Origin of the sequence: Limnoglobus roseus, from assembly GCF_008254045.1 — a bacterium.
In the GTDB taxonomy this organism is placed as follows: domain Bacteria; phylum Planctomycetota; class Planctomycetia; order Gemmatales; family Gemmataceae; genus Limnoglobus; species Limnoglobus roseus.
In genome coordinates this window covers 2,666,189-2,679,728 of sequence record NZ_CP042425.1, presented here as the reverse complement: position 1 = coordinate 2,679,728, position 13,540 = coordinate 2,666,189, and the positions used below count along the sequence as shown (strand labels likewise).

Below are 13,540 nucleotides of genomic sequence, written 5' to 3'. Positions count from 1 at the left end.
TTGCCGTGTTTCTCGGAAATAGGTAAGATAAACCCGTCCATCCATGTTTGCCTTTTTCTTCTCATTCTTCTTTTCCAGGAGCCCAGGCCATGAAGTCCTCTCTCTCTCGTCGATCGGCGTTCACGCTGATCGAACTGCTGGTCGTGATCGCGATCATCGCGATTCTGATCGGCCTACTGTTACCCGCCGTGCAAAAAGTCCGCGAAGCGGCAGCACGGGCCAAGTGCACGAACAACCTCAAGCAGCTCGGGATCGGACTGCACGCCTATCACGACGTGGCCAACAAGTTCCCAGTCGGCCAATCGAACGACGACAACGGGCAGTGGGGCTGGATGGCTCTGATTCTGCCTTACGTTGAGCAAGCCCCGTTGTACGCCGCCCTTACTAACACGGCTTTTAACGATCGCATGTGGGTTCCGCCGGGCGGCGGTGGCGGTAGCAACGCCTGGTCACAGAACCCGCCCACGGGCTCGCCGAACATCGACAACATCCACGCCGCGAGCGTAATTGGTCGCTGCGATGCGAACAACGCGATTCTCACGGCTACGGGGGGGACGCCATGCGTCTACACGGTAATCCCAACCTTCCAGTGCCCAAGTGACATTCTGCCAACTCAGGGAAACCGTAACGGAACCTGGGGCAAAACGAATTACGTGGGCAACCTTGGCAACACGGCCAACTGGAACGGTGGCGCCGGTGCTGCAAGTTACGGTTGCGGCGGCACCGCCGGTAATCGCATGAACGGCGTTCTTCTGCACGCTAACGACAACAACAATACCTACGTGACGGGCATCGCCGGCATCACGGACGGCACCAGCAATACGTTCATGGTGGGTGAAGCAACCTCCAGCACGAACGTCAGCCCGAGCAACATTGGTACGGGTCAATTCCCATACTGGGCTGGTGCGAATGCCGCTGGCTGCAATGGGACCACCGCTGTGGGTGCCGTCCTCCGTGTCGCGGACAATGTGAGCTACCCCAACGCAACATTCCCCTCTACGACTGGCACGTACCAAGCCCCGTTCGCCCTCTTCGCTGGTAACGCCACCTCAACGTCTCCCGATGCCGCGTTCGGCAGTCAGCACACCGGCGGCGCGAACTTCGCCATGGCTGACGGCTCGGTGCGGTTCGTTCGCAACACAATCGCCGCCACAAACTACGCCGCTGCGGCTTCCCGCAACGGCGGTGAAACGCTCAGCCTCGATAACTAATCTCGGACCGATTTTGCAGTAACCTCCGACATCCCGCGAGTTCGCTCGCGGGATGTTTTTTTGTCGCTGGCCGAACGCCACTTTCCCACTCCACGTTGACGGTTTCCCTTCGCCCGCTTATCATCCCGCTCCGCCGGGAATGCCTCCCGGTTGTACTCGCCCCCGGACGGCAACGGATGGCCCTCCGCACGTGGATTATTCGCGGCGTCATTCTCGCGGTCCTGACGGCCGTGGGGTACGGCGTTTGGTGGGCACAGTCCTACGTCAGCCCGGAAGCGGTGCGGGCGTCGCTCCTCTCCACCCTCGGCGAACAGTTCCCGGACACCACCGTCACCGTCGGCTCGGCCCAGATTCGCGTCTTCGGCGGCATCTCCGTCCGCGACCTGACCATCACTCAGAAGGGGGCGACCGAGCCGTTCTTCCGCGCACCCGTCGGCACGATCTACCACGACAAGGAAGAGATCAACCGCGGCCGGTTGGCGATCCGCAAGATCGAACTCGACGGCCCGGAACTGACGCTCGAACGCCTGCCAAACGGCCGGTGGGGCCTTGAAGGGCTGAGTTCACCCGGCCCGACGGCGGCGGCCTTGCCGATGTTCGTGGTCAACAAGGCAACGGTTCACGTCGTCGACCGCAGCCCGAAGAAGCTGCCGCGAGTCACGCTGACCGATGCGAACTTCACACTCATCAACGACCCCGCCCCGCTGTTCCTGAACGTCAAGGGATCGGCCCGCGCGTCCGTGGCGGACCAACTCGCCGTGCGGTTCTCGCTCGCCGCCCGCCTGAATCGCGGCACCGGGCAACTGTCACTGCGGGCAGACCTGCCCGACGTGCCACTCGGTTCGCCGCTCGCGGGGGTGATCGCCACGGTTCAACCCGACGCGGTCGAGTACATCAAACCGCTGACGGGGCGGGTGGACGTGAAGGCCGAGTGGGAGAGCGAACCGGGCCGCCCGACGAAGTACGATGTGCATTTCACACTCCGCGACGGCCACTTCGAACACGCCCTGCTGCCCTCCCCTCTGACGGCAATCCAGGCGGCGGCGATGTTCAAGGACGGCAAGGTCACGGTCGAGAACTTGTCGGCGAAGCTCGGCCCGGCCACCCTCGATTTAACGCTGGAAACCCGCCCGCTCGTCGGCCCGCCGCCGGTCGTGCCGATCCCGGCCCCGTCGAGCCGTGAGGTTCCCGCCCGGCTCGCCTCGCGACCCATCGCCGGCGACGCCACGGCGTCGGCCGTCACGAAGTTCGAAGAGACCCTGGAACGCATCGAAGTCACGCTCCGCGACCTGAGCCTCGACGACGCCTTCTTCGACCGCCTGCCCGACGAGGTAAAGAAGTACCGGGCCAAGTTCAGCCCGACCGGGACCGTGGCCGTCGGCTACCGGTTCAACCGGCCGACGCCGGAAGCGTGGAAGCGCGAGTTCGACTTCCGCCCGACGAAGCTCGCGGTGGTGTACGATAAGTTCCGCTACCCGCTCACCGACGTGACCGGACTGATCCGCCAGACCGTGACGCCGGACGGCGAGGACGCGAAGGTCGAACTCACCGGCACGGCCGGTGGGCAGCGGATCGACGTGAAGGGGAGCGTCCGCGGTTCCGGCCCCGACCCGGCCCTCGCACTGAAGATCACCGGCAACAACGTCCCCATCAACGACCAGTTGTTCGACGCCCTCGCGTCGAAGCGGCATGCGGCCCTGTTGCGCTCGCTGCACCCGACCGGCCGCGGAGACTTCGCGGTGGACGTGAAGCAGCAGGCGGGCGTGAACCTCGTCGAGAACACATTCCGCCTGAGCGTGTACGACGGGACGGTGAACTACAAGGCCTTCCCGTACTCGCTCGACCAGGTTCGCGCGAAGGTAAACATCTTCGTGACGACCAACGACGGGCGGCGGCCGGTCCGCCCCGGCGAGCCGATCGCCCCGCTACCGGAGACGGACCGCATCGAAATCCGCGACGTGACCGCCCGCCACGGCGGCGGCACGATCTGGATGAAGGGGGACAACGACGCCGTCCCGGACAGCAAGGACCGCCGCGTCGTCCTGCACGTCTGGGGGAAGGACTGCCCCATCGACGAGCAGTTCCGCGAGTCGCTGACGGCGGTCAAACTCGGCACGCTGTGGGACGTGCTGCAGCCGCGGGGGAAACTCTCATTCGCCGTGGACGTGGACCTGCTCGACCGGGCGAAGCCCAACCCCGCCCCCCAGCGCGGCGACGGGCCGCTCGTATCGCTCACGGCCGTCTCGCCGGTCGAGCAACTCACGGCCCTCACCCGGCCGGCGGCCACCACGAACTTCGACCCGTCCACGGACCTCAAACTCGCGTTCAACTTCGAAGGGCCGAGCGTCACCCCGTCCTTCTTCGCCTACCGCCTCGACGAGTTGTCGGGCCACCTGAAGTACGAGGGCGATCGGGTGAAGTTGGAGCACTTCGTCGCCCGTCACGGCCCGTCGAAGCTCGGCCTGAACGCCGCGGACGTGCGGTTCTACGACGACGGCCGCGTTTATGCGAACCTCGGCAAGATGGACGTCGCGCCGCTAATCGTGGACGACGCTCTTATCACCGCCCTGCCCCGTGGTCTCCGCGACGGTGTGAAGGACATGAACCTCCGCGGGCCGGCCGAACTGACGTTCAAGCACTTCGTCGTGCTGACGCCGCCGGAATCGACCGCCGTCGCTTCGCTCGCCTTGCCGGACGCTCTGCCGCCCGTCGAGCGCGACCCGGAAGTCTACTGGAATGGGGAGATTCGCCTCGATGGGGCGGCCTTCGACGCGGGCGTACCGTGCGAGAAGGCCGTCGGCAAAGTCGCCTGTACCGGCCGCTACCACCCGACGCACCTCGGGAAAGTGAACGGCAATCTTTGGCTCGATTCGGTGCTGATCGCGTCGAACCCGGCCACGGCGGTGAAGGCGACGTTCGACGCCGACGCGCAGGAACCGGACGCCACGAAGCCCGGCGGGCGGCTCCCGTCGGCGTTCAAGTTTACGGACCTACAGGGCACCCTGTTCAACGGGACCGTCGGCGGCACGGGTCGCGTTGTACTTTCCGACCCGGTCCGGTATAGACTCTCGCTCACGGCGACCGATATTCGATTAGAAGACGTGGCGAAGTTCCACAACGTGGGCAGCGGCGCGAAGCTGGAGGGGGCCGCGCAGGGCAGTATCCTGCTGGAAACGGCCGCCGACGCGACGACCGGCCGCACGATCCTGACCGGCTACGGCAAAGCCGACGTGGACCGCGGCCACATTTACAACCTGCCGCCGCTCGCGGCCCTCTTGAAGGCGCTGAAGTTGGAAGCGCCCAACAAGACGGCCTTCGAGGAGGCCCACGCGACGTTCACGCTCCGCGGCGACCGCGTGCGGGTGGACCACGTGGACCTGCTCGGCTCGGCGATCAGCCTCGGCGGGTCCGGCGAGATGGACACGACCGGGCAGTACGTGAAGTTCGACTTCTACACGATCTGGTCACAGACCTTGCAGCGGTGGCTGACGACGCCGTTCGGCGACGTGACGGCGGTGGTGAGCGAGAAGCTGTTCAAGATCGAGGTAACGCGAAAGCCGGACGGCGAGATGAAGTACGAGCCGCGGGTCGTACCGTTCGTAACCGACCCGTTCAAGGCGGTGGCCGACCGGGTGCGAGCGCGAGCCGGCCGGTCGCCGACGGCACGAGCGACGGGCGAGAAATGAAGGGGTGAACGGGTGACACGGTGAAGGGGTGAAAAGGCAGAAGAGGTTTTCTCACCCCTTCACCGTGTCACCCGTTCACCCCTTCATCCGCAGCGGCGAAAGCCCAACGGGAGACGACAAGTGTTTCTGCTCGGCGGCATTTTGCATCGCGTGATCTTCTGGGAACTCGTGAAGGTGTTCGCGCTCACGCTGACCGGCCTGACCGGGCTGTTCCTCATCGGCCTCGTCATCCAACAGGCGAACCAACTCGGCCTGTCGATGCTCCAGACGCTGCAAGCGATCCCGCTGCTGGTCCCGTACACGCTGCCGTACACGATCCCGGCGACGACGCTGTTCGCCTCGTGCGTGGTCTACGGCCGCATCGCCCACGACAACGAGGCGGTCGCCATGAAGGCCGCCGGCGTCAACCTGCACACGATCCTCCGCCCCGCGTTCATCCTCGGTCTGATCGCCTCGGCCGCGACGTTCGCCCTGGCGCACAGCGTCATCCCGCACACCCAAACCGAACTGCAACGGCGGCTGCTCAGGAACCCGGAAGAGTTGCTCTACAACCTGCTCAAGCGGGACCGCACGTTCAAGGCGACGAACTTCCCCTACGTCATCCACGTCCGCGACGTGGTCGGCCAACGACTAATGGACGTGGTGGTGAAGCGGAAGAAAATGCAGAAGGACGGCAACGGGAAGGACGTGGACACCGGCGACTACGATTTCGTGGTCCGGGCACGCGAGGCGAAGCTTCGGGTGGTTCTGCCGGACGCCGAGCACCCGAACGAGCAACCAATGCTTTTTATCGACCCCGACCGCTGGCGTGGCGGCGACGGCGTCACGGAGATTACAACGGACGCCAACCGGCCGATGGGCGTGCCGCTGCCGGACGTGTTTTCGCAGAAGGACGTGAAGAACCGGCCGATGAACCTGATCTGGGACGAATTGCCGGAGAAGGCCAACGAGTACCGGGAAATCGTGGCCGGGCTTGAGGACAAACGACGTGAGGCCGAACAGTTGGCGAGTCAAAGCACGGACGTGAACATCCGAACGCACTGGTTGAAGACGGTGGAGGGCCTGACCTATTACATTAATGAGCAGCTCCGCCAAATGCGGAACACCGAGAACGAGTACTACATGCGGCCGGCGTTGTCGCTGGGCTGCTTGGTGTTCGCCATCCTCGGCTGCCCGGTCGGCATCCGCGCGAACCGGGCCGACTACCTGAGTTCGTTCGTGACGTGCTTCTTGCCGACGGTGGCCGTGTACTACCCGCTGTTGCTCGCCGGCTCGAACATGGGCCGCGACGGCAAGGTGCCCCTCCCCATCGGCGTGTTCGCCGCCGACGCGATCGTGTCGGCCGCCGCCGTCGTGCTGATCCTGAAGCTGATCCGCCGATAAACTGGTGACATGCTCCCGCCGAGGGTTCTCGCATGTCCGACGCCGTCACGCAGCAGTTCATCGACCTCGCCGAGACGACGGGCGGCTTCATCCACGACATGAAGAACCACCTCGGCACGGTGCTGCTCAACCTGCAACTGCTCGGCGAAGACTTCGAGAACCCCGAGACGCAACGCGAGCGGCGGGCGTTGGAACGCATCCAACTGATGACATCGGAGTGTCAGCGGCTCGTCGATCTCTCGAACGACTTCCTGCGGTTCGCCCGCGTCGAAGACCTGCACCGCGAGCCGACGAGACTGGAAGAAGTCGTCGGCCGGATGGTGGACTTCCTCGCGCCGACGGCCCGCTTGCAGAACGTCATCGTGAGTTGGTACCCGGCCGCCGACCTGCCGCGGGTTCTGCTCGACCGCGAAATGTTCGAGAAGGTGTTGTTGAACCTCATGCTGAACGCCGAGGACGCGATGCCGAACGGCGGCACGCTGACGCTGCAAGCGCGGGCCGATGGCGACTTCGTGGAGCTCGACGTGATCGACACCGGCGTCGGCATTCCGCCGGAGGTGCGGGCGAAACTGTTCAAGCCGTTCCAGACGACGAAGGCCGACGGCAACGGCCTCGGCCTCGCGACGGCCCGCAAGATCGTCGTCGCCCACGGCGGCACCATGACCGTGCAGAGCGAAGTCGGCCGCGGCACGAAGTTCACGCTCCGCCTGCCGGTCGCGGTCGGTTAAAACTCGATCATCTCCCACGCCGTCGGCACCACGAAGAGTTTCCCGTCGCCGATGCGGCCGGTGCGGGCGACCTTCGCCACAGCTTCCACCATCTCCTGTCGCTGCTCGTCAGCCACCCAGACGGTGATCTCGACCTTCGGCAAATAGGCGGTGTTGTACTCGCTGCCGCGGTAGCGGTTCAGGTAGCCCTTCTGCCGGCCGTACCCCTTCGCCTCGCGGACCACGCACGCGGCCACGCCGAACTCGGCGAGGAGGGCCAACACCGCTTCCGCCCGGAACGGCTTCACCACGATGATGAGTTGCTGCACGCGATCAGCTCCCACTCGATGCGCTCGCGGCCGAGCCGCCGAACCCGCCCCGACTGACAGACCCGCTGCTCGAACTGCCACCCGACGACTTGGCCGGCGGCGAACTGCTGTTCGGCTTCGAGCCGCCGAAGTACGTCGAGCCGGTGTTCGTCGGCCCGGAACGGTACGTCGGGCCGTAACTCGGCGTCGAGCGAGTGGAGAAGATATACGGGAACCAGCCGCCGGTGCGGTGGTAGTGCGACGAACTCGACGAATAACCGGAATGCGTGGTGCCGGCCGGCGGGACGGGGTTGCCGTTCGCGTCGAAGGCAATCGGCTTGCCGTTCGCGTCGTAAGGCGGCTGAGTCGGCGTGCGGTGGCCGTCGGCGTCAGTGTTCCACTCTTTCGCGATGGCGTTGCCGTTCGCGTCGTGCCACGGCGGATCGTAGGGGGCACTCACCTCGGTCGGATTGTTCCGCCCGCACCCGCTGCACAGGCAGGCACAGAAGGCGAACATGCCGCCACCGAGGAGGAGCAGGTTGATGGTTCGACTCTTGCGCATGTCACCCGCCGATGGCCCGTGTGACGATCATGGCGATGCCGAGCAGGAGCGCCCCGACGACGATGCCGACGGCGACGTTCTTCTCGGCGAGTTCCTTCTCCAGATCGACCCGCGGCGTGATGAGTTCGAAGACTTTAAACCCGATCGCCAGCATCACGATGCCCAACAGCCCGAACGCGGCGGCGGCGAGCAGTGACGATTCGAACGTCTTGGCGAACCACGGGTCATCGGCGAACAGCATGGCGATCCTCCGGCGGAAAGGGATTCGCCCCAGCGTAGCCGGGATTTGCGGCGAAGACAACGCCATCGGTGCGAGAACCTTTCCCGCTTCCTGATGCTCCCTTGATTGACGCCGTTCCCCCGCGACCGTACCCAAACAGGACGACTTTATCACCAGGTGACCGAAATGCCGAGCTACAACCCCGCTGACATCGAACCCCGGTGGCAGCAGTTCTGGGAAACGAACAAGACCTTCCGCACCGAAGACGACTCCGAGGGTAAGCCGAAGTATTACATCCTCGACATGTTCCCGTATCCGAGCGGCAGCGGCCTGCACGTCGGCCACCCGGAAGGCTACACGGCCACGGACATCCTCGCCCGCTTCAAGCGGATGAACGGCTTCCACGTCCTGCACCCGATGGGCTGGGACGCCTTCGGCCTGCCCGCGGAGCAGCACGCCGTGCAGACCGGCGAGCACCCGAGCACGAACACGAAGAACAACATCGACAACTTCCGCCGGCAGATCAAGAGCCTCGGCTTCAGCTACGACTGGGACCGCGAAGTCGACACGACCGACCCGGCCTACTTCCGCTGGACGCAGTGGATCTTCCTGACGATCTACGAAACATGGTACGACCCGATTCAGAAGAAGGGCCGGCCGATCAGCGAACTGCCGATCCCCGAGGAAGTGCAGTTGCGCGGCCCGGACGCGGTGCGAAAGTACCAGGAGCCGTACCGCCTAGCGTACCGCAACGAGCAGCCGGTGAACTGGTGCCCGGAACTCGGCACAGTGCTGGCCAACGAGGAAGTGATCGACGGCAAGAGCGAGCGCGGCGGCTACCCCGTCGTGCGGCAACCGCTGACGCAATGGCTCATGCGCATCACGGCGTATGCCGACCGTCTGCTAAGCGACCTGGACCCGCTCGACTGGTCCGAGAGCATCAAGCAGATGCAACGGAACTGGATCGGCAAGAGCGAAGGGGCGGAGGTCGTATTTGATATTCTGGGGCAAAGCCCACCCGTCGCGTCGGGTGGGCTTTCGGTCACGGTGTACACAACCCGTCCCGACACGCTCTACGGCGCAACCTACATGGTGCTGTCGCCGGAACACCGGCTGGTCGATGTCATCACCACGCCGGACCAACGCGAAGCCGTTCGAAGCTACCAGGAAGCGTCCGCACGGAAGTCCGACTTCGACCGTACCGAGTTGGCCAAGAAGAAGACCGGCGTGTTCACCGGGGCCTACGCGGTCAATCCCGTAAACTGCGAACGGATTCCCATCTGGATCGCCGACTACGTACTCACCAGCTACGGCACCGGGGCGATCATGGCCGTGCCCGCTCACGACGAGCGCGACTTCGAGTTCGCGAAGCAATTCGCCCTGCCGCTGGTCACCGTCGTCACGCCCAACGCGAAGTGGCTGAAGGACACCGGGAGCACCGTCGACAACCTGACGGCCGCGTACACCGACGACGGCGTGGCGATGAACTCCGGCGACCTGAACGGCCTCGATACGACGGCTGCGAAGGAGAAGATCATCGCCCACTTGGAGGCGAACCAACTCGGCACGCGGAAGATCAACTACAAGCTCCGCGACTGGCTGTTCAGTCGGCAGCGGTACTGGGGCGAGCCGTTCCCGGTGCTGCACGGGGCCGACGACACGGTCATCCCGCTGCCGGTCAGTGATCTGCCGCTGACGCTGCCAGAGATGACCGACTACAAGCCGACCGGCAGCCCCGACGGCCCGCTGGCAAAGGCGACCGACTGGCTGACCGTCACCCGCGACGGCGTCACGTACCGCCGCGAGACGAACACCATGCCGCAGTGGGCCGGGTCGTGCTGGTACTTCCTGCGGTTCATTGACCCGAAGAACCCGCACGCCTTCGCCGACCCCGCGAAACTGAAGCACTGGCTGCCGGTGGACCTGTACATCGGCGGGGCCGAGCACGCCGTCTTGCACCTGCTGTACTCGCGGTTCTGGCACAAGGTGCTGTTCGACCGCGGCTACGTGTACTGCCCCGAGCCGTTCCAGAAACTCGTCAATCAAGGCATGATCCTGGGCGAGTACGAGTACCACTGCTCTGTTGCCGACTTCGAGAAACACCAACAGAGCCTGGTGGCAGTGGAGATCACGGGAACTTTGAGAAAGCCCGAGGAAGAGGACAAGGTTCCAACCTACGTGTTGAAGTTCCGGGACGAGGCGGCGGGCGTGTTCGTTGACCTTCCCGACGAGAAGATCTTCAAGGAGAAGGGGAAAACGTACCTGGCCTCGCCGAAGATCGAGTTGACGGCCAAGGCCGAGAAGATGTCGAAGTCCCGCGGCAACGTCATCAACCCCGACGACGTGGTGAAGGAGTACGGGGCCGACAGCCTGCGATTGTTCGAGATGTTCATGGGGCCGCTCGAAGCGGTTAAGCCGTGGAGCACGAAGGGCGTCGAAGGCGTCTACCGCTTCCTCGGCCGCGTGTGGCGGATGCTGACCGACGACGCGACCGACACCCTGAAACTGAATCCGAGCGTCAAGGATGTCGAGCCGGATAAGGAAGCGTTGCGGGTGCTGCACCGCACGATTCAGAAGGTCGGTGAGGATACAGAACGCTTGAGCTTCAACACCGCCATCGCGACGATGATGGAGTTCACGAACTACTTCACCAAGCAAGACGTGCGGCCGAAGGCAGTGATGGAACCGTTTCTCCTGCTGCTCGCCCCCTACGCGCCGCACGCCGCGGAGGAACTGTGGGCGGCGCTCGGCCATACGACCACGCTCGCCTACGAGCCGTGGCCAAAGTTCGACCCGGCACTGACGAAGGCCGACAGCATCGAGATTCCGGTGCAGGTCAACGGTAAACTGAAGGCGGTACTGACGGTGCCGGCCGGCATCGACGCGGCCGGCCTGGAAGCGGCCGCCCGGGCCGACGCGAAGGTGATCGAGGCGGTCGGCGGCAAGACGATCAAGAAGGTGATTGCGAAGCCGCCGCAGATGGTGAACTTGGTGGTTGGATGAATTCGGAATGCGGAACGCGGAATTCGGAATGAAAACCTCTTCTGGCTCTCATTCCGAATTCCGCGTTCCGCATTCCGAATCCCGCACTTACTTGTCGATCGTCGCCAGGATCGTGTCGGCGACGAACTTGTTGCCAGCGTCGTTCAAGTGGACGCGGTCACTCGTCAGAACCTTCGATTCCGCGTCGTCTTTGTTCGCTTTCTCCAGGTGTTCCGTGAACGCCTTCCGCAGGTCGCACAGCGTGCTGCCGGTCTCCTTCGCAACTTTCCGGCTGATTTCGGAGTACTCGTCGAGTTGCTTGTCGAGCTTGTTCGCGCCGGCCTTCTTCTCGCCGATCACGCTCGGCGTACACAGCACCACGCGGGCACCGGCGTCCTTGATCTTGCCGATGATCTCCTTCAGTCCGGCCTCGAACTTCTCTTTCGACGTGCCCTTCGCTGGGTCCTTCTCGCCGTGCCACACGTCGTTGATGCCGATGTAGATGACCACCAACGTCGGCTTCTTGGCCAGCACGTCCTTCTCCAACCGCTTTTGCAGGTCCGGCACCTTGTTCCCACCGATGCCGGCCCCGATGACCTCGATGCCGAGGTCCTTGTGCTTCTCGGCCAGCGTGTTCTTGACAACGGTAACGTACCCCTTCGGGCTGACGCCGCCCTGAGTGATCGAGTCGCCGAGGAAGACGATCCGCTCGCCCTTCTTCAAGGGGGCCGCCATCTCTTTGTCGGCGGCGAAGGCGGTGCAGGTCGTCGCGGCAACGGCCAGGAGTGCGAGGAAACGCATGGTGGGACAATCCTGAAAGGGAAGAGAGTGCGTTCGCGAGGGCGAACGGAGCTAGGATGATTCTCCACCGGCCGAACGTCAAGCGGCGGCCGGCAATTTCCCCCCGACGAGGTTGCCCCATGCTCGCGCACCGACTCGCCGTCGCGTTGACCCTGTTCGCCGCCGTCTCTGCGGTCGCTCAAGAGAAGCCGCTGGCGGTCACGGCCCCGCCGGAAGCGTTCTTCGCGAAGTTCAACGAGCGCGACCGTGAGGCGGCGAAGAAGTTCTACGCCAAGCACCTCGACATGCAGGGGTTGTCCATCGCGGCCGCGGCGGTCGTGGACGACGACGCCCTTCGCCGCACGCACGAGATCGTCACGCACCTGCTCGCCGGGCGACCGGACGTGCTGCAAACGATGGGCAAGGTCGGCACGCGGCTCATCGTCATCGGCAAGGATCAGGTCTACACCGACATGCCGGAATACCGTAACAACCCGAACCCGGCGTACCTCAACGAGCGCGTCCGCGGGACCGGCGGCCTCGGCGTCACGAGTTTCGGCGAAGAGAACCTGTTGAACCTGCCGCTCGACCGCTACGACGACGAGAGCATCGCCGTCCACGAGTTCTGCCACACCATCGACGCCGCCCTGACCCGCATGGACCCGTCGTGGCGGCGGCGGCTCGGGGACGTGTACAAGAAGGCCATCGCCGCCGGCCTGTGGCAGAACGCTTACGCCGCCGGCAACCAGGCCGAGTACTGGGCCGAGATCGCACAGTCGTACTTCGACTGTAACCGCGTCAACAACTGGAACCACGGCCCCGTCGGCACGCGGGAGCAACTCAAGCAGTACGACCCCGACGGTTACGAGTTGGTCCGCACGACGTTCAACCTGAAGCCGACCGACGACTGGCGGTACACGCCCGTGCGGCAACAGCCGAGCGTGATCGCGCCGCCGAAGAAGTTCGTGTTCGACGCCCACTACACCAAGTTCACGCTGGCCCGCGAGTTCCCCGTCCTCGGTTCGCCGAAGGTTCGCGACGAGGCGATGCTGAAGGCGAACGATACCGTTCGCAAGATGTTCGCGTACCGCCATGACATCCTGAAGGCGATGATCGCGGACGGCTCGCGGCTTGTCGTGCTGGCCCGCGGCGAGAAACTGAGCGACCTGCCGGAGTTCGCCGACGCGAAGGAGAAGGCCGGCTCCGACCTGCCCCGTTACCACCGCTACGCGAAGGACCGCAAGCTGATGGTCGTGCCGGAAGAGAACGTCCTCGGCACGCCGAGCGACACCTTCGCGGGGGAAACCACCCTCGTCGGCATTTTGGCCCACGCGATCTACGCCGTCACCGCCGAGCGGCCGGTCGATCCGGCGTTCGACAAGCGGCGGGAGCAACAGCAGTACGAGTTGCGCGTGAAGCGGCTCGACGTGGAGTTCGACGCGAAGTTGAAGAAGCTCTTCGAAGCGGCCGGCGAAAAGGGCTTGTGGAAGGGCACGCCCGCCGCACGCGATCGGGCCGAGTATTGGGTTGAAGGGGTGAAAGCGTACTTCGACGCCACGGGCACAGGGTACCCGCCGAACAAGGCCGACCACCCGATCACGACGCGGGAAGCGCTGAAGGCCCACGACCCGGAGTTGTACCAACTCGTGGCCGAGACGATGGCCTACCCCGGCAAGGTGGACTGGCGGGCGAAGCGGTAGG

Annotated in this window: 10 protein-coding genes; 6 read left to right on the top strand and 4 right to left on the bottom strand. The window is 64.5% G+C overall.

Annotated features, from left to right (window positions below):
- The first annotated feature begins 89 nt into the window (after positions 1-89).
- The 4 genes from PX52LOC_RS11200 (at position 90) to PX52LOC_RS11185 (ending at position 7,008) form a co-directional block, all read left to right on the top strand.
- Positions 90-1,211, top strand: a complete 1,122-nt coding sequence (locus PX52LOC_RS11200; protein WP_149110182.1) for a DUF1559 domain-containing protein — start codon at positions 90-92, stop codon at positions 1,209-1,211.
- 176 nt (positions 1,212-1,387) lie between these two features.
- Positions 1,388-4,897, top strand: a complete 3,510-nt coding sequence (locus tag PX52LOC_RS11195; protein WP_149110181.1) for an AsmA family protein — start codon at positions 1,388-1,390, stop codon at positions 4,895-4,897.
- 120 nt (positions 4,898-5,017) lie between these two features.
- On the top strand, positions 5,018-6,280 hold the full coding sequence (locus PX52LOC_RS11190) for an LptF/LptG family permease (protein WP_149110180.1): 1,263 nt from the start codon (positions 5,018-5,020) through the stop codon (positions 6,278-6,280).
- 32 nt (positions 6,281-6,312) lie between these two features.
- Complete coding sequence (locus PX52LOC_RS11185) at positions 6,313-7,008, top strand: two-component system sensor histidine kinase NtrB (RefSeq protein ID WP_149110179.1); 696 nt, start codon at positions 6,313-6,315, stop codon at positions 7,006-7,008.
- On the opposite strand, the gene PX52LOC_RS11180 is transcribed toward PX52LOC_RS11185, so the two are convergent.
- The 3 genes from PX52LOC_RS11180 to PX52LOC_RS11170 are packed head-to-tail and all read right to left on the bottom strand — an operon-like array spanning position 7,005 to position 8,098.
- Complete coding sequence (locus PX52LOC_RS11180) at positions 7,005-7,316, bottom strand: P-II family nitrogen regulator (protein WP_149110178.1); 312 nt, start codon at positions 7,314-7,316, stop codon at positions 7,005-7,007. The genes PX52LOC_RS11185 and PX52LOC_RS11180 overlap by 4 nt on opposite strands.
- Before the next feature lie 4 nt (positions 7,317-7,320).
- Entirely contained in the window at positions 7,321-7,857 is a 537-nt protein-coding gene (locus PX52LOC_RS11175) for a hypothetical protein (RefSeq protein WP_149110177.1), read from the bottom strand.
- Position 7,858: 1 nt separating this feature from the next.
- Positions 7,859-8,098 (bottom strand): DUF350 domain-containing protein, encoded by a 240-nt coding sequence (locus tag PX52LOC_RS11170; protein WP_168218919.1) that lies wholly within the window; start codon positions 8,096-8,098, stop codon positions 7,859-7,861.
- A 165-nt stretch (positions 8,099-8,263) separates the two neighbouring features.
- Between PX52LOC_RS11170 and leuS the strand changes: the two genes are divergently transcribed.
- Positions 8,264-11,080, top strand: a complete 2,817-nt coding sequence (leuS, locus tag PX52LOC_RS11165; RefSeq protein WP_149110175.1) for a leucine--tRNA ligase — start codon at positions 8,264-8,266, stop codon at positions 11,078-11,080.
- Between the two features lie 87 nt (positions 11,081-11,167).
- On the opposite strand, the gene PX52LOC_RS11160 is transcribed toward leuS, so the two are convergent.
- Positions 11,168-11,860, bottom strand: a complete 693-nt coding sequence (locus PX52LOC_RS11160; RefSeq protein ID WP_149110174.1) for an SGNH/GDSL hydrolase family protein — start codon at positions 11,858-11,860, stop codon at positions 11,168-11,170.
- A gap of 119 nt (positions 11,861-11,979) precedes the next feature.
- Between PX52LOC_RS11160 and PX52LOC_RS11155 the strand changes: the two genes are divergently transcribed.
- The gene (locus PX52LOC_RS11155; protein WP_149110173.1) at positions 11,980-13,539 is read left to right on the top strand and encodes a hypothetical protein; all 1,560 of its coding nucleotides are present in this window, start codon (positions 11,980-11,982) and stop codon (positions 13,537-13,539) included.
- The last annotated feature ends 1 nt before the right edge of the window (position 13,540 follow it).